The sequence below is a fragment of the Terriglobales bacterium genome (assembly GCA_035691485.1).
Lineage (GTDB): Bacteria > Acidobacteriota > Terriglobia > Terriglobales > Acidobacteriaceae > JAIQGF01.
In genome coordinates, this window is record DASSIZ010000027.1 from 1 (window position 1) to 16315 (window position 16315).

The 16315-nt window shown below is 61.8% G+C and carries 13 protein-coding genes; 3 read left to right on the forward strand and 10 right to left on the reverse strand.

From position 1 onward, the window contains the following. On the forward strand, window positions 1-969 hold a 969-nt coding region (locus VFI82_03700; protein HET7183762.1), incomplete at its 5' end, for an acyl-CoA dehydrogenase family protein. 200 nt (window positions 970-1169) lie between these two features. Continuing rightward, the gene (locus tag VFI82_03705) at window positions 1170-1532 is read left to right on the forward strand and encodes a hypothetical protein (protein HET7183763.1); all 363 of its coding nucleotides are present in this window, start codon (window positions 1170-1172) and stop codon (window positions 1530-1532) included. A 94-nt stretch (window positions 1533-1626) separates the two neighbouring features. Here the strand turns inward: VFI82_03705 and VFI82_03710 are convergent, their stop codons facing one another. Beyond that, complete coding sequence (locus tag VFI82_03710) at window positions 1627-2052, reverse strand: hypothetical protein (protein ID HET7183764.1); 426 nt, start codon at window positions 2050-2052, stop codon at window positions 1627-1629. 219 nt (window positions 2053-2271) lie between these two features. Here VFI82_03710 and glpX point away from each other — a divergent pair, with 219 nt between their 5' ends. Then, window positions 2272-3306 carry a class II fructose-bisphosphatase gene (glpX, locus tag VFI82_03715; protein HET7183765.1) on the forward strand — a complete coding sequence of 345 codons (1035 nt, stop codon included), beginning with the start codon at window positions 2272-2274 and terminating at the stop codon, window positions 3304-3306. 127 nt (window positions 3307-3433) lie between these two features. Here glpX and ada read toward each other — a convergent pair whose 3' ends face one another. From ada to VFI82_03760, 9 genes are all read right to left on the reverse strand, one after another. Next, window positions 3434-4501 (reverse strand): bifunctional DNA-binding transcriptional regulator/O6-methylguanine-DNA methyltransferase Ada, encoded by a 1068-nt coding sequence (ada, locus tag VFI82_03720; GenBank protein HET7183766.1) that lies wholly within the window; start codon window positions 4499-4501, stop codon window positions 3434-3436. A gap of 66 nt (window positions 4502-4567) precedes the next feature. Further along, on the reverse strand, window positions 4568-5419 hold the full coding sequence (locus VFI82_03725; protein ID HET7183767.1) for an alpha/beta hydrolase family protein: 852 nt from the start codon (window positions 5417-5419) through the stop codon (window positions 4568-4570). A 45-nt stretch (window positions 5420-5464) separates the two neighbouring features. Continuing rightward, complete coding sequence (locus VFI82_03730) at window positions 5465-6721, reverse strand: N(4)-(beta-N-acetylglucosaminyl)-L-asparaginase (protein ID HET7183768.1); 1257 nt, start codon at window positions 6719-6721, stop codon at window positions 5465-5467. 179 nt (window positions 6722-6900) lie between these two features. Further along, window positions 6901-8061, reverse strand: coding sequence for a hypothetical protein (locus VFI82_03735; protein ID HET7183769.1), 1161 nt, complete (start codon window positions 8059-8061; stop codon window positions 6901-6903). 32 nt (window positions 8062-8093) lie between these two features. Continuing rightward, window positions 8094-9140, reverse strand: a complete 1047-nt coding sequence (locus VFI82_03740) for a sigma factor-like helix-turn-helix DNA-binding protein (protein ID HET7183770.1) — start codon at window positions 9138-9140, stop codon at window positions 8094-8096. Between the two features lie 244 nt (window positions 9141-9384). Beyond that, window positions 9385-10515 carry an aminofutalosine synthase MqnE gene (gene mqnE, locus VFI82_03745; GenBank protein ID HET7183771.1) on the reverse strand — a complete coding sequence of 377 codons (1131 nt, stop codon included), beginning with the start codon at window positions 10513-10515 and terminating at the stop codon, window positions 9385-9387. An 81-nt stretch (window positions 10516-10596) separates the two neighbouring features. Beyond that, the gene (locus VFI82_03750; protein HET7183772.1) at window positions 10597-11457 is read right to left on the reverse strand and encodes a UbiA-like polyprenyltransferase; all 861 of its coding nucleotides are present in this window, start codon (window positions 11455-11457) and stop codon (window positions 10597-10599) included. Between the two features lie 129 nt (window positions 11458-11586). Further along, window positions 11587-15630 carry a translocation/assembly module TamB domain-containing protein gene (locus tag VFI82_03755; protein HET7183773.1) on the reverse strand — a complete coding sequence of 1348 codons (4044 nt, stop codon included), beginning with the start codon at window positions 15628-15630 and terminating at the stop codon, window positions 11587-11589. Continuing rightward, window positions 15627-16310 carry a SurA N-terminal domain-containing protein gene (locus tag VFI82_03760; GenBank protein HET7183774.1) on the reverse strand — a complete coding sequence of 228 codons (684 nt, stop codon included), beginning with the start codon at window positions 16308-16310 and terminating at the stop codon, window positions 15627-15629. The genes VFI82_03755 and VFI82_03760 overlap by 4 nt, the downstream gene beginning before the upstream one ends. Window positions 16311-16315: the final 5 nt, after the last annotated feature.

The window sequence follows — 16315 nt, forward strand, 5'->3', positions numbered from 1 at the left end:
GGCTGCGCCGAGATGTCGAACGTGGAATACGGCCTGGTGATGCAGGAGATGGAGCGCGGCGACAGCGGCGTGCGCTCCTTTGCCAGCGTGCAATCGGCGCTGGTGATGTACCCGATCCACACCTTCGGCAGCGACGAGCAGAAGAACAAGTGGCTGCCGGCGCTGCAAAAAGGCGAAGCCATCGGTTGTTTCGGCCTCACCGAACCTGACGCCGGTTCCAACCCGGCAGCGATGCGCACGCGCGCGCGGCGCGATGGAGATGGTTACATCCTGAATGGCGAAAAGATGTGGATCACCTCCGGCTCGATCGCGCAGGTGGCGGTCATCTGGGCAAAGAACGAGGAGGAAGATGGCAAGATCCGCGGATTCCTGGTGGAAACGGACCGTCCCGGCTTCCGCGCCGCCGACGTGCACGGCAAGTGGTCGCTGCGCGCCAGCGTCACCTCCAGCCTGTCACTGCAGGACGTCAAGATTCCCGCCTGCAACCTGCTGCCCAAGAGCGACGGCCTGAAATCTCCGCTGATGTGCCTGAACCAGGCGCGCTACGGCATCGCCTGGGGGGCGGTCGGTGCGGCCATGGCCTGCTACGATACGGCGCTGCAGTATGCCGGATTCCGCAAGCAGTTCCACGATCAACCCATCGCTTCTCACCAACTGGTGCAAGAGAAGCTGGTGTGGATGATCAACGAGATCACCAAGGGACAACTGCTGGCGCTGCAGGTAGGCCGCCTGAAGGACCAGGGCAAGGCGCGGCCGCAACACATCTCCATGGCGAAGCGCAACAACGTGTGGATGGCGCTGGAATGCGCCCGCATGGCGCGCGACATCCTGGGCGCCAACGGGATCGCCGACGAGTATCCCGTCTTCCGCCACATGGCGAACCTGGAATCGGTAAAGACCTACGAGGGCACGCACGACGTCCACACGCTGATCATCGGAAACAGCATCACCGGCATCGACGCGTTCTAGGGCAGAACCCGAGACTAAAACCGGCCACCAGCGGGCACTTTGGTGTTATGAGCGCGGTGCTCGTCCCTAGCGGCGGCTCGTCCCTATATGGGCAGCTGCGGGATTATTTCCGCAAAAAGAGCCTTTGGTAACTTGCCCGCGCGCATCGCGCAATTTACCGTCGTGTTAATACTCTTGGCCCAAGTATTTTCGATTGGGGTGTGATCTTGGTTCGCTCTCGTATTGTTTCCGTCAGTTGCAACCCTCGCAATCTGGCTGCGCGCCATATTCTGCTGGAGCGCGCCGGGTTCGACGTGACATCCGTCGCCAGCACTTTTGATGCTCTCGATCTCTTGGCCAACCACGAATTCTCCGCCGTCGTGATCGGCTACGAGTTTTCCTTTACTGAAAAGCAGCTTTTCGCCGCCGACGTCAGCGAACGCTGGAACTTGCCCATGGTCATACTGCGTTCCAGCGATGATGACATTTCCGGGGATGACGCGACCGAGGCAACTAAACGCGGTGAGAGTTTGATCAGCAGCTTGAATTCGATGCTCGAGGAACGGCTGAAGCGCCTCGCCTGAAAAAACCCGGGCTGCGGGAGGGGGTTGTTCGCCGCAGCCGGGGGTTTCGAGACGCGCGGTTTCAGGTCGTGAGCAGCGTGTGCGCGTCCCGGTGTCAGAACAGGTACTCCACGTTGTTGCCACGGATTTGCAGGCCGATCGCTTTGCCGCCATCGCCGGAAGCCAGCAGCAGTTCGGTGCGCGCGGGCGCCGCGGAGGAAGCCTGGGGCAATGCCTTGATCGTCGCCACCACCTCGCGGTCGTACACCGGCAGGCCCTCGGCGGCGTAAGGGTTGTAGCTCCAGCGAGAGAACTCGATTTCGGTTCCGGTGGCCGAGTTCTTCACCTTCACCTCGTAGGATCCGGGTTCCAGCACCGTTCCTCCTATCTGGGTGGGCACGGCGAGTTTCAAGGTCTTGCTGTTGCCGCGCATCCAGCTCACATTGGTGACGTCGGCGCGCGCGGGCAGGGTGACGGAAAGAATCGTTACGGCCAGAATGGCCAGGACAGCGGCGCGAGAGCATTTTCCTATCAGCTTCATTGCAGTTCTCCTCTTTAATCTGAAGTTTTCGTTTACGTCCGGCGGCGCCGCCGTTTTCCGTGTGCACGGTGGATAACCAGCGGGCGCCGGATTTATTCCCGCACGGCGCTATTGACGCGGGTTTGAGCCGAGGCGCATCATTCCCATTCTTCGGAGCATCCAGAAAACTCGCGCCGGACGTCTTCCAAAGGCAAGCCGCGCCCGCGTCAGGAGGCAATCATGGCTACGACCCAGGCACCCACGAAGTCCGCAAAGCAATTTGGAGTCAACATCGAAACCGACCTGGCGCTGGAATTTCTGCGCGTGGTCGAAAACGCGGCCATCGCCTCCGCCCATACCATGGGCCAGGGCGAACGCAAGTATTCCGACCACGTGGCCACCGAGGCGATGCGCCAGACGATGGACACGGTGCCGATGAAGGGCACGATTGTGATCGGCGAGGGCGAGCGCGACGAGGCGCCCATGCTTTACATCGGGGAGAAGGTCGGCGCCGAGTTTCCCGACGGCCAGCCGGTTCCGGAGATCGATATCGCGGTCGATCCATTGGAGGGCACGAACCTGTGCGCCACCGGTTCGCCGGGCGCGATCACCGTTCTTGCCGTGTCAGAAAAAAATGGCCTGCTGAACGCTCCGGACTGCTACATGGAAAAAATCGTTGTCGGGCCATCCTGCCATGGAGCGGTGGACATGGATGCGCCGGTGGCAGACAACCTGAAAAGCATCGCCAAGCGACTGGGGCGTGACGTCGACGACCTGGTGGTGATCGTGCTCGATCGCCCGCGGCACGAGAAATTGATCGACGACATTCGCAAGGCCGGCGCGCGCATCAAGCTGATCTCCGACGGCGACCTTTCGGCCGGAATCTCCGCCGCCGTGATCGGCACCGGTGTGCACGCCGTGATGGGTTCAGGCGGCGCCCCCGAAGGCGTGCTGACCGCGGCTGCCATGCGTTGCTTGAACGGCTACATGCTTGGCCGCCTGGTCATCGATAGCCCGGCTCTGGAAGAACGAATCGCCAAGATGGGCATCAAGGACAAGAAAAAGGTCTACACCGCCGACGACCTGGCGCCCGGCAAGCAACTCATCTTTGCCGCCACTGGCGTGACCGACGGCGCTCTCATGCGCGGTGTCCGCTTCTTCGGCGAAGGCGTACGAACCTCGTCTCTGATTTTGACCAAATCCACGGGCAAGGTGCGCTTCATCGACAGCATCCACCTGGAGCAGCACAAGGACGTGAAGATCAGGTTCGCGTAAGAAGAGTTGCTGGCCGTTGCCGGTGGGCCTTGGCCAAGGAATTAGAATGGCGTCGCACTTGCGACGCCATAATTTTTCACATGGGATAGGTTGCGGCACACGCGCCCTCGCGCGTGCTCTTTATTGCTTACTGCCTTGCCCGTTCTGATTCGAGCAGCTTCTCCTTGCGCTCCAGTCCCCAGCGATACCCGCCAAGCGCGCCATCGCTGCGCACCACGCGATGGCAAGGAACGATGACCGCCACCGGGTTGGACGCGATGGCCCGGGCCACCGCCCGCACCGCGTTCGGCTGCTTCAGAGTTCGCGCAATCTGCGCATAGCTGCGGGTTTCGCCGCGCGGGATTCTTCGCAGTGTCTCCCAGACCTTTGCCTGGAATGCGCTGCCGCGTATGTCGAGGGGAAGATCGGGGTGGGTGTCGCTGCCGTTGACGCACTCAATCACCTGGCGCAGGACTTCCGACAGTGCCCCCGGTTCATCGCGCAACTCCGACATGGGAAACTCGTGACGAAGTTCGGCGACCAGCTCGGAATCGGAGTCTCCAAGCCGGACCGCGCAGAGGCCACGCTCGGTCACCGCCACCAGCACCCGGCCAAGATTGGAAGCGGCCAGGGCGTAGCGAATCCGCGTTCCCGCGCCGCCGGTGCGATAGGCCCCCGGGGTCATGCCGAGTTGTCCCGCAGCGTGCTCGTACAAGCGGCTGCTGGAGCCGTACCCGGCGGCATACATCGCCGAAGTCACATCATCCCCGCTCTTCAGCCGCGACTTCAGGTTCAGCAGCCGGCGGACGCGCGCGTACTGCAGCGGCGAAACTCCCAGCACGCGCTTGAAAGTGCGCTGCAGGTGAAACTCGCTGAGGCCAGCCTGGCAGCTGAGCACCGGTAAAGTGATTTGCTCCTCGATGTGCGCGTCGATATAGCGGCACAAGCTCTGGACCAGCTCCGCTTGCGGGTCGTGGAAAGCATTCTCCTGCGGACGGCAACGGCGGCAGGCGCGGAAGCCGGCGCGCTCGGCGGCTTCGGGCCCGGCATAAAAGCTGACCTGCTCGCGCCGCGGACGCCGGGAAGCGCAGGTCGGCCGGCAATACACACCGGTGGAGCGGACGGCGTAGACGAACAGGTGCTGAAAACGGCGGTCGCGGTGCAGCACAGCCTGCCAGAACTCCTGCGGACCAATGTGGCTGGGCATCTTCTGCATGAGAGTCACCATGGATAGAGATTACGCAGGCCGCCAAAAGGTCGCTATCCGATTCTTGCGGGCAAACTAAGGTTTGGCAACATCCACATGCCGGCTCATTTCATGCAGCATCGCCGGCAATTCCTCGTCCCACAATGCCCAGCTGTGTCCGCCGGGCGCCTCGATGTAGGTGTAGGGAATCTTGCGCTGTTGCAGCGCGGCGCTGAACTGGCGGTTGCTCTCCAGCAGGAAGTCATCGGTCCCGCAAGATATCCAAAAATAAGCAAAATCGGCAGGGTGCTGTCCTCCGGCGAGTGCGAATACGTCGTTAGCCAACCACGTCGCCCCGCCGGCGGGACCGAGAATTGCGAGCAACAGCTGATGATACTTCTCACCCGCGCGAGGATTGTGATCCTCGTGGGCTACGTCCAGGGTGCCGCTCAAGCTGGCGGCAAAAACAAAGAGGTTGGAATACTTCAGCGCAATCTTCACCGACCCGTAGCCGCCCATGGACAACCCGGCAATCGCGCGCGCTCTTCGCGTCGCAATGGTGCGATACCTTGTGTCGATCTCCGTTACCAGGTCTTTGACGATGTAGTCCTCGAAGCGGTTCTGCGGTTCGGCAACCGAGTTAACGTACCAGGAGTCGTCTGCGTCCGGCATGACGACAATCAATGCCATGCCGGCCACGTATTCTCTGAGGCGCGTCCGGCTATCCCAGTTCGTGTAATCACCCCCGAGTCCATGCAACAGGTAGAGCACAGGGTAATGCCGGTCTCCACGATCGTAGCCTGCGGGCAGCAGGATGCGGTATTTCATTGAACGACCAAGCGACGCGCTGTGAAACGACACGTCGCGGGCGGCCGGAGTGGGCGCTGCCCTCCCAAGAGGAGTCGCGGAAGCACTCGGCCGTAGCTGCGCAAGCGCGACGTTTGCCATCGCGCAGATCAGCAATCCCACGAAAGCCGCATGGACTCGGTTCAACTATTTCTTCTCTGCCGGCCCATAATTTGGCCGTTGAAACGGCTCGCGCGCCTGGGGTGGGAAGGCCAGCGGTGATCCCTGGAACAGGAATGCCATCTCCTCCAGGCGTTTGCTGCCGTCGTGCACTGTGTATTGCCGCCGCTTGTTGGAACCGGAGTGGCTCCAGAGGCTCACGCCGGCGGCCATGCCGTCCTTGCGCACGATGTAGTACTGCATGTCGACGTAGCGCAGCTTCGCCGGGTTGTGCTGGTAGTTACGCACGATCCGCTTCAGCGCGTCCAGCCCGGCATCGCGCGGGGACATGCCGCGGCGCATGTTCTCGACGACGGTGTGCGCGCCGGCGACGCGGATGTTCTCTTCGCCGCTGCCGGTCGCGCCCGCCGATCCCACGTCCTGGTCGGTATAGGAACCGGCGCCAATCACCGGCGAATCGCCACAGCGGCCCGGAATCTTCCAGGCAAGCCCGCTGGTGGTCGTCATCCCGGACATTTCTCCCTTGGTCGTGACCGCGGAGCAATGGATGGTGCCGTAGGACGGGAAGAGCACGCGCTCGATGCAGTGCGCCCGCCATTGCGGCGGGATGCCAAGATCAGCGGCGATTTCTTCGAGCTGCTTTTTCCTGCGGCGCCATAGTTCCGCGCTCGGCTGCGGCGGCTGCACATCCGGGGGGACCCGGTAATTGGGGTCGGATAATCCCGCTCCCCACCAGCTATCGGCGTGACTCTCCTTCCACAGCTGCCACGCTTTGCGCGAGCGCTCGGTCAGAAGCTCGTCCTTGGGGAAGCCCATGGCTTTGGCGAAGCGGTCCGCGCCTTCCCCCACCAGCATCACGTGCCCCGTATGCAGCATCACGGCCTGGGCAAGCAGTGACGGATTCTTGGTCCAGCGCACGCCGCCGACCGAACCGGCGCGCCTCGTCGGACCGTGCATGCAACAGGAATCCAGTTCGACCACGCCTTCCTCGTTGGGCAATCCGCCGAGTCCGACCGAATCGTCGTTGGGATCGTCTTCCTGCACTTTGCCGACCGCAATCACCGCGTCCAAAGTGTCGCCGCCATCGAGCAGAATCTGGTATCCCTTGTCGATACCGTTCCAACCGTTACGGCTGGATACCATGACCGGCTTCGCCGGCGGGCCGCCGATTGACTCGTGTTTCACCTCGGCGGCGCGGCCATCCTGCTTCTTGGTTTCTTGCCCTTCCAAAGTAAACCCGAAGGAAGCCAGCGTTGCAGTGGTCAGGAAGTTGCGGCGGTCCATGGAGTGCTCCGGGGAGAGAGTGAAAGCGGGAAAGCATAACAAAGCTTTCAGTTGTCAGCTATCCGCTCTCCGTTGTCGGCTACCAGTCCCTACAAAACTGGCCATCGGCGATCGATGATCAGGCGGGCAAAGAAAAGCCCTCGCCGAATGCGAGGGCCAAACCGATCACCGACTACCGATTAACCTGCTTTTTTCACTTCCGTATTCTGGTCGGCGCGGAAGCGGAGCACGGCGCCCACCCCGCCGGCCGAAGACAACTCCGGGTTGTCGGGAATATGGATGATTTCAATTCCACTACGCACCGACCGGCGCAATAACGCATCGGCAACGTCTTCAAGTTCCTGCGTCAGCCGGCCGCAGGCGGCGCAATTTTCGGCCATGTGAGCATCGAGGTGTCCGCAATTGGGGCACTCGGTTGCGCGGCGGGCAAAATCGCGCGCCAAGAGCAAAGTTTGAACTTCCCCTTTCTCCAATGACTCCAGCACCCGCTTCAGGCCGGTGGCGCCGCGCCCGTTGCGCTGCGCTCCGCCGATCGCCTCCCGCACCAGGCCCGCACGCCGGTTGGCGCGAAACTCGTTGTAGAGGCGTTCCGCCGACTCACGCGCCTGGGCCATGGTCGCAGTCGCCGGATCAATGGGAAAATGTCCGACGAAGCGCTGCCGGACGTAGGGGTGGAGATAGGGCTCAAATTCAGGCCAATTCTCTTCGCGGCAGCCGACCAGAAAGCGCTCGTAGCCGCTCTCCTGCAATTCGCGCATGCGTTCCGCGATGCGCTTGTACCAATGCATGGCTTCGTGCTCGACGTGGCGCTCGGCGTGCCCGGCATCGTAGCCGGCGAACCCGTCGCTGCGTCCGCGGCGCGGCAACTCATTGGCGAACTTCTCGCGCTCGGTGATCTCGTCCATCCACAACTGGAAGAAGCGCGCCTTGGTCTTGTCAAAGAGCACGATCGAGAGCCGCGGCAAGACGTCGGCAATCGCGGTGAGCGGCCGCAGATGAAACCGCCGGTTGACAAACAGATGAGTCCCGGCCAGCCGCGGGAGGTCGAACTCGCGCCAGAAATTATGTTTTCCGGAGGCGAACACCGCCTTGGCGCGGCCGCCGTTTCCGTGCAGGCGCTCGGCCATGTCGAGGATTTTCTGCAGGTCGTCTCGCGCGCTGCCGTTCTTGCCGTTCTTTTCCGCTTCGCGGATGGCGTTCCGCACCAGGTCTTTCACCAGGATCAGTTCTTCGCGGTGCGATTTGTCCTTGGGGGTTGAGGGTTGATAGTAAAAACTCAGGGCGCTGCCTTCGAGAGATTCGAATTCGGCTAACTCGCGAATGTTTTCACGGGTAATCATTCACAACTCCTGAGCGCCACGGTCTGGCGATCTTAAGCGATTTTGGAATGCTGCAGAAGCTTGTCCTTGAACTCATCGGGAACTACCAGGCTCTTGTGCAAGTGTTCGCGCGCGTGCGCCACCGCAGCGCGCACCTGGTCTGCAGAGCGGTTGGTTATCACTGCGATTTCGTCGGGAGTGAATCCCTCGACCGCATACAGGAGGAAGGCTTCGCGGTCCTCGGCTTTGGCAGTGAGCAAAGCGGCCTCCACCATGGTGATCATTTCGTCAGTGGCGGCGGAGGCTTCCGGCGTGCTGACCCGGCTGTCGGCGATCAGATCTTCGTTGGCAACCGCCTCGTCGGGCTGATGAAACTGCATCTGAAGCTCGTCGGCGTTGTGGATGTCGGTCTGACGATAGGCATGGTCGAGCGGCACCTGTGGCACCTGCTCGCCGTTCCGACCTGCAATCTCGTCGATGGCGCGCCGCGCCAGCCGGAACAGCCACGGTTCCAGGCTGACCACTTCGGGCTTGTCCTCGCCATTGTCGAGGGCATTGGCGACGGCTTCGTCGATCACCTCGTCGGGACTGACCTGGTCGCGCCGGATTAGTCCGAGGTTCTCGCGATAGCGCAGCTCGCGCTCCACGAACCGGGTAAGCAAAAGGAAATTCGCGTTGATGTAGGAGCGCACGTCCTCGCCGGAAATAGTCGGCGTTTGCACCGCGGCAATGGTCTCCTCAAACGGCACCTGCGGCTGCGGCCGAGTGGCGCCGGCCCGCCTCCGACGCGGCCACTTGTGGGCGTTGCGCAGCATGTCCTTGTGCTTGGTGACTTGCTCCACCAGCTGTTCGAATGCGCCCTTGATGGCGGCAGTTGGCGTGGGCCCGTTCTCCTTGGCGGCCATCTGCCCGGAGGGCAGGCGCAGATTCAGCGCCACCGACGGACCTTCGCGCGGATTGTTTTCTTCAATGATTGCGTGCAGATGCACCAGTTCCGGGCGAAAGACCTGCAGCCGCTTGCCGATTTTCTGGATCTGCTGGTTGAACTCTTTTTCGAGGTCGGGAGTCTTGGAAACCTTGTAGCTGATGTGGACGTTCATGCAGAGCCTCGTACACAGGCTTGAGCACCTGTGAGCCCACTAGCTTCCTACTGGCGGAATTTTACACCTGTCAGGGTAGAGGCAAGCACAGAGTTAAGCGTTGTCCAGGAAAAGGCGGCAGTCAACGTGCTAGTACGGGAAAAAACGGGTTCCCGAAATGATTGCGAGTTGCAAATTTCCTGCTTGACGAGCGGGAGGTCAGGAGGCAGGCAGGCGGTCAGAGCAGAGGAGCAACCGCACACACCTACACTGCCACTGTCACCGAGGTTTCCGTGCGAGTGACCGGCCGGTAAAGGGTGTCGCGCTCGACCGGCTCGCGTCCCGCCTCCTTGATCAGCCGGATCAACTCCTGCCGGCGAAGCCCCTGCGGGGTGGTGGCGCCGGCATCGTGGTAGATCTTCTCCTCGATGACTGTTCCATCGAGATCGTCGGCGCCGAAACGCTGGGCGATCTGCGCGATTTTCGGCGTCATCATCTGCCAGTAGGCCTTGATGTGCGGGAAGTTGTCGAGCACCAGCCGCGCAACGGCAATGCTCTTGATGTCCGCGAATCCGGTCGTGGTCATCAGGTGCTGCAGGGGCGTGTTGGCAGGATGAAACGCGAGCGGAATGAAAGTCTGGAAGCCGCCGGTCTCGTCCTGCAATAGACGCAAGTGCAGCAGGTGGTCGACGCGGTCCTCGTCGTTCTCGATATGCCCGTAAAGCATGGTGGCGTTGGATTTCAAGCCGACCTGGTGCGCCAGCCGCGCGGTGTCAATCCACTGCTGCCCGTCGATTTTGTGGTCGCAGATAATGTGCCGCACGCGGTCGGTGAAGATTTCCGCGCCGCCGCCGGGCAGCGAGTCCACGCCGGCTTGCTTCAGCTTCAGCAGCGTGTCACGGATGCTGAGCTTGGCGATCTTGGCCAGGAACGCGACCTCCACCATGGTGAATGCCTTCAGGTGCACCGATGGGAATCGCTGCTTCAGCCCGGAAATCAGATCGAGAAAATACTGGAAAGGCAGGTCGGGATGCAGCCCGCCCACAATGTGAAACTCGGTCACCGCTTCCGAGTAGCCGGAGGCGGCGGTCTGGAACGCCTCCTCGAGCGCCATGGTGTAGGCGCCGGGTGCGTCTTTCTTGCGCCCGAAAGCGCACAGGCGGCACGCCGCCACGCATACGTTGGTGGGATTGATGTGGCGGTTGACGTTGAAGTAGGTGCGGTCGCCGTGCAGCCGCTCGCGAACATGATTGGCCAGCCAGCCGATGGCGAGAATGTCGCTGGAGCGGTAAAGTGCGAGCGCGTCGCCGGCCTCAAGGCGCTGCTGGGCGAGGACCTTGGCGGCAACCGGCTTCAGTCGCGCGTCGTCAGTCTGAAATTCGTGCCTGGCAGACATGGACATTTGATGATACCGCAGCGCGGCGCGAAGTCACAGGCGGGGTTGCCGCACGACCAGTCCCGATAGGGACGGCACGAATTACCGCACCAGGAAATTGGCCGTCACAAACCCCAAAAACACCATCGAAATCACGCCGTTCATGGTGAAGAAGGCCGCGTTCAATCGCGACAGGTCTTGTGCCGAAACCAGCGAGTGCTCGTAGGCGAGCAGCAACCCGACCACCACCACGCCCGCAATCGCAATCGGCCCGAGGCCGAACACGTAAATCAACAGTCCGAGCAGCGCCAGTGTAATCACGTGAAAGGCGCGGGCAATCCACAATGATCGGCCAATCCCGAAGAAGCGCGGCACCGAATACAGCCCCGACTGGCAATCGAAGTCGTAATCCTGGCAGGCATAAAGGACGTCGAAGCCGCCGCCCCAGAAGGTGACCGCGGCGGTGAGAATCAGGATGCGCGGATCCAGCATTCCCCGTACCGCCACCCAACCTGCCGCCGGCGCCAGTCCCATGGCAAATCCCAGCACCACGTGAGACCAGCGCGTGAATCGCTTGGTAAATGAGTAAAGAAGAATCACTCCAAGCGCGACCGGCGACAAATACAGCGCCAGCCGGTTCAATTTCGCCGCCGCCAATACCAGCAGCAGGCTGGAAACAATGACAAACGCCGCCACGAACTGCCGCGACAACGCGCCCGTAGGCAGAGCGCGCATTTTGGTGCGCGGATTAGCGGCGTCAAAGGAGTGGTCGGCCAGCCGGTTAAAGCTCATGGCTGCGGCACGGGCGGAAACCAGCCCGACAGCGATCCACAGCAGTTGCCGCGGCGCAGGTATGCCTCGCGCTGCCAGTACTGCGCCGGTCAGTCCAAACGGGAGCGTGAGCACGGAATGCTCCCACTTGATCATCTCCAGCGTTGTTCCCAGGCTGCGCAGAACGGGCACGAAGAAATTGTAAATGGTGGCGGTTTTGCGAATTGAAGATTTAGGAATTTATCAATTTACGAAATTACGAATTACAGAGTTATGCCTCTAAATTCGTCCATCCGCAAATCCGTCAATTTTTGAATTGCGCTACCGTCTCCGCCGCTTGATCCGCACGTCGAAGGAGAGCACCCCGTACTGGTCGCGAGTGGCAAGAATGGACAGCTGCCGGCTGTAGTTGTATTCCACCTGGATGATCTGCTGTGCCGAATGGGTGAGGTCGGTCACATAGGTTACGGTGAATTCTTTCGACACCTGCTGCTCGATGGTGACGCGGGCATTCGGGTCCAGGGCCTCGTTGGCGCCAACCTCGGGGGAAATCTTGATGCGGCTGACTCCGAACAGCCGCTGCATGCGCGGGCTGGTGGCCGAGGTCAGCGCTTGCCCCAGGATCGCCTGGGACGCGGACTCGGTAAAGCTTGGATTCGCCTGCGTCGCCATGACCGACTCCTCGCGCGTGCGGCCGAAGGCGAGCAGCGCGATGATGTCAGAGGTGGGCAGCGGCGGATCGGAGCGATAGGTGGTGCTCATGCGATCCAGCGGTCCGTGAAATCCCAGGGTGATGTCGTAATCACGAACGCGCGTGGTGGCCTCCACGTCCAGCAGGGGCTCGATCCGCACCGGGTTGTTGAAGGTCACGTCGCCGCGCTCAAGCTGGTAGTTGGTGCCGTTGAGTGTGACCTGGCCCTCGGTGATGTTCACCCGGCCGAGCAGGATCGGCCTGGACGCGGTGCCGCGAATATTCAAGTCGACGTCACCGGTCAGGCGGGCCAGCGAAGTCGTGACCTGCAGCTCAGGCGTGGACACCACGTGCACCGCGAGGCGCATGTTGTTGAACGGCGATTTGGGATTCGGGGCCTCCGGCGCCTGCCGCGCCTTGGCGATCGCCAGCGCCAGGTCAAACTGCGGCGTCATGCCGAAGCGCGTCACCGTGGCCGTGCCGGACAAAGTCGAATTGCTGGTGGTTCCGCTCAGCCGCAGATCGGTGTCGAGCACCGTGCCCAAACCCTGCGGATAGCGCAGCCGGATGTCCTTGCCCTGCATGGTGAGGTTGAATGCGGGGATGTTGGCATAGGTGACAAAACCGCCCAGGGTCAAGGTGCCGCCTCCGGTGGCGGCGGTGAGCGACTGGATCTGCATGCGGTCCTGGTTAAACACGATGGTGCCGTTAATGTCACTGAGGCCGTTGGGAAAATTGATGTTGGCCAGCGAACCCTTGTTGATCTTCACTCGCCCAAACAGCACCGGGCGGCTCATGTTGCCGCGCGCATTGATGTCGAATTCCATCATGCCGCCGGCATGCAGGTCAGGATTGAGGATCTGCAACAACTTAAGGTGCACGTTGCCCTCGGCACGCAGATCCATCTCTTTAGATCCGGCCAATGCCACCGTGCCGGCAGCGGTCATCTCGGTATTTTCTTCACCCGCAAGCTTGAATTGCTCCACCGTCAAGACCTGGTCGGCGACGCGAAAGCGCAAGGGGCCGTCATTGTGCACGCGCACGTTTTCCATGTCCGCGGAAAACTGGTCGATGTCGCCAGTGACGGTAAGCATGCTGGGACGCCGCAGCGGTCCCGCCAGTTCAATGTTCCCGCTCATCGAGGAATGGCCTGTGATGCGGCCCTTCAGGAATTCGTGCAGCATCGCGTCCACGTCGAGGCGGGTAAATTTCAACGTGAGTTGGGCGGGAAAATCGCCGCGCATCCCAACCGTGCCGGTGAGCCCGAACTGGGCCGCCGGAATGTCACTGTTGGCCATGATTCGCATTACTCCGGCGCTGGTCGTGGCTTTCACCTCCAGGTTGCCCATGCGCTCGGCATTCAGCGTCACATCGCGCAGGAGAAGATCGGCATCCACCACCGGCGCCGCGGTGGTCCCGGAACCGCGCGCCTCGAAGGTCATCATTCCGCCCACCGAGATGCGCGGTAATTGCAGCCTGGAGAAATGTGCCAGGTTGAAGTTGCTTCCCTTGACGTTGAAGGTGAACGCCGTCGTCTTCGGGTTGTACCCGGCCGTTCCGGTGACGCGAGCGCCATTATGCGCAATCACGAGATGCGAGAGCCGGACTTCCTGATCCGCCAGTACGACGTCGGCGCTGACGTTCTGAAACGCTTCGCCTTTCAGCGTGGCGTTGGTAATGCGCAAGTGCCCGGATCCGACGGGCGCATCGGCGGTGCCGCTCACTTGCAGCGAGCCGTCGGTCAACCCGCTGATGGGGTAGTCCAATGAAAGAATGGTTTGCAGATCGCGCGCCTCAAAGGCGTGGAGGTCGGCCCGCACAGACAGCGGCAACGAGCCGCGCGCCGCGCCATGATCGAGCGCGAGCTTGAGATCGAACGACGCGTCTTCCCTGCCCCGCCGCAAGCGCGCCCCGGTGAGCGCGAACTGGGTGGGCGAATACTGCACCTGCGCGGCGAACGAATCGAACTTCGCCAAGCGCGCCGGCGCGGCATCAGTCCTGGGCGAGAGCAGATACTGGAGTGGAACAGGAATTGCAAAATCGGCGAGGGCTAACTGGCCTGCAAGTTGCGGCGCCGCCATTGTACCGGTGAGGTTTCCCGTAAACGTCGCCCGCCCCGTCACGCCTTCCGGCAGGCGGTTGGCGGGACTCAGCGCTGCCAGCAGCGGATCCAGGTCGCGAAGGTCCCCCACTACGAGCGATACTTTCATGTTGTTATTGCGCGCCATCGTGCCCGAGGCGTCCAGCTTGAGAGAACGCGCGGTCGCGCTCAATTGCGACAATTGAAGTGCCAGGGTATCGATGGCGTACGTGCCGTGAATGGTCGCGCTCACGGGAAGTTGCTGCGCCGTCGCCGGCACCGGTATTACCTCGACGTCGAACCTGGCGTGGCTATGAGCCGGGGAGCCGCGAAAGGTCACTTCCATGGTGCCGCTCGCGGAGCCTACGGGTTTCAATTTGTCGGCGGGCAATTGGCGCGTCGAAATCGCTGCCGCAATACGCGACACCGACATCTGGTTCAAGCGCAAGTGCGCCACCTCATCCGCCGCTGGCGAAACCAGGCCGGCGCGCGCGCCCGGTTTCAACGTGGAAGTCCAGTTTCGAATCGTGGCATCGCCGGTGACGACTCCGCCCAGAGCCCGCATGAACAGGTGCGAAATCGTTAACGTGTTGTGCTCCGACTTGAATTCGGCGCCGCCATCGAGATCCGGAATGCGGATTGCAGGATCGCGATATTCCAGGTTCCTGATCTGGATGGAACCCGAAGTGGTGTAATCCGCCGCGGTGAAGATCCCGCCGCCCTTCACTTCCAGGATGCCGCCGCGCAACTGCGACAGTCGCGTGATGGCAGCGATCTCGGCCAGGTCAAAGCGCGAGCTGTATTTCAGGGTCAGCTGCGGGTGACTGAAGTCGACGGCTCGCCCGCTCGCCTCCACCCAGGAGTTTCCGCTGGCGAGCTTTGCTGACTTCATCTCCAACTGGTTATGCGAGAGGCTGAACTGGGCGGTAATCTGGGAATCAAAGGCCTTGTAGTCGCCGTAGGCGAGGTGGAGGCCGCCGGCGCTGAAGGAACCGTCATAACGGTTGCCATCGGCGGAGTAAGCCAACTGGGTTTGCAAGTTGGTGAGTGTGGCATCGAGGGGCACGCGCCGGTCATTCACGATGACAGCGCCGTCGCGGACTTCCGCCTGGTCCGCTTGCAGCGCAAAAATCGGCTGCAAATTCCCCGCGCCAAGCATTTCAGGGCCTGCGAGCGCGGCAGGCCGCGGCCTCGGCTGGTTGGTACTCCCGTCCGGGTTCACGATGAGGTGAATCACCGGGCGTTCCACGACGAATGAGCGCAGCCCGATTTTGCGCCCCTGCAGCGACAAAATCTTTAAGCGGACCACCAAGCGGTCGGCGTGGACATAGGGTGCTTCGCTGGGGCTTTCCAGACCGTGGATAGTAAGATTTTGCGCCGCCACCGTCAGGCTGCCGAGATTCCATTCCACTCGCTCGAGCTCGACCTTGCCCCCGGTCATGCTTTCCAGACGGTCGATAAGCCGCATGCGAACGTAATTCTGAAATCGGGGGCTGCTCAGGTACCAGGCGGCAGTAATGACGGCCGCCACGATCACGATGCCGATGATGGCGGTGACCACGGCGCGGCGGCGCGGCTGGACTGCAGCTGTCATCGCGCCCCCTGGTTGGTGGTTCTTGCCGTCTCCGCCGGCAGAATGGCGGATTCAATGTGAATGTCGCTTTGCTGGCGCAAATCGCGCAGCAGCTCCGCCAACTGCGCATCGATGAGTTGCTGCGATAGGATCTCTTCAATCTGCTGCGAAACCTCCGCCAGCGGCACCGCCGGGGCGCCCTTCTCCTTCAACTCCGGCAGCAGCTTTTCGTTGTAATAGGTCGTGATGTTCCGCCGGTCCACGTGCACCGTGGGACGCAGCCTGATATCAATGAAGCGCAGCATCTCCGCCTGGTCGGCAACGCGCTCCTCGACCTCTTTCTGCGTCAGGCCATAACGGCCCAGCGCTGCTTTCCATCCCTCATCGCTGGCTGCGCCCGGAATCTGCTTGCGGATCTCTTGCAGACGGCTGTGCACCTGCTTTTCGTCGGCGGGTTTCAACTGGAAGCTGCGGATCTGCTGCCGCAACAGCTCCTGGTCCACCAGTCGGTCCAGCGTGGCGCGCGCCGATTCCGCCGTGAATTGCAGCGGACGCTGGTCCAGCAACGCCTCGCAGCGCATGGCCACTTCCCAATCGCTTTGCAGGATGGGCTGCCCGTTCACCGTGGCGACGACGCGGTCGATAATCTCGCCCGCCATGATTCCGGCGCACATCACTGCCAACACGACGACTTGGAGCATGCGCC

Excerpts from the sequence above, each read along its gene's own strand:
- VFI82_03710 (HET7183764.1), bottom strand. The coding sequence starts at position 2,052 with ATGAAGCTGATAGGAAAATGCTCTCGCGCCGCTGTCCTGGCCATTCTG.
- glpX (HET7183765.1), top strand. The coding sequence starts at position 2,272 with ATGGCTACGACCCAGGCACCCACGAAGTCCGCAAAGCAATTTGGAGTC.
- ada (HET7183766.1), bottom strand. The coding sequence starts at position 4,501 with ATGCAGAAGATGCCCAGCCACATTGGTCCGCAGGAGTTCTGGCAGGCT.
- VFI82_03725 (HET7183767.1), bottom strand. The coding sequence starts at position 5,419 with ATGGCAAACGTCGCGCTTGCGCAGCTACGGCCGAGTGCTTCCGCGACT.
- VFI82_03730 (HET7183768.1), bottom strand. The coding sequence starts at position 6,721 with ATGGACCGCCGCAACTTCCTGACCACTGCAACGCTGGCTTCCTTCGGG.
- VFI82_03735 (HET7183769.1), bottom strand. The coding sequence starts at position 8,061 with ATGATTACCCGTGAAAACATTCGCGAGTTAGCCGAATTCGAATCTCTC.
- VFI82_03740 (HET7183770.1), bottom strand. The coding sequence starts at position 9,140 with ATGAACGTCCACATCAGCTACAAGGTTTCCAAGACTCCCGACCTCGAA.
- mqnE (HET7183771.1), bottom strand. The coding sequence starts at position 10,515 with ATGTCTGCCAGGCACGAATTTCAGACTGACGACGCGCGACTGAAGCCG.
- VFI82_03755 (HET7183773.1), bottom strand. The coding sequence starts at position 15,630 with ATGACAGCTGCAGTCCAGCCGCGCCGCCGCGCCGTGGTCACCGCCATC.
- VFI82_03760 (HET7183774.1), bottom strand. The coding sequence starts at position 16,310 with ATGCTCCAAGTCGTCGTGTTGGCAGTGATGTGCGCCGGAATCATGGCG.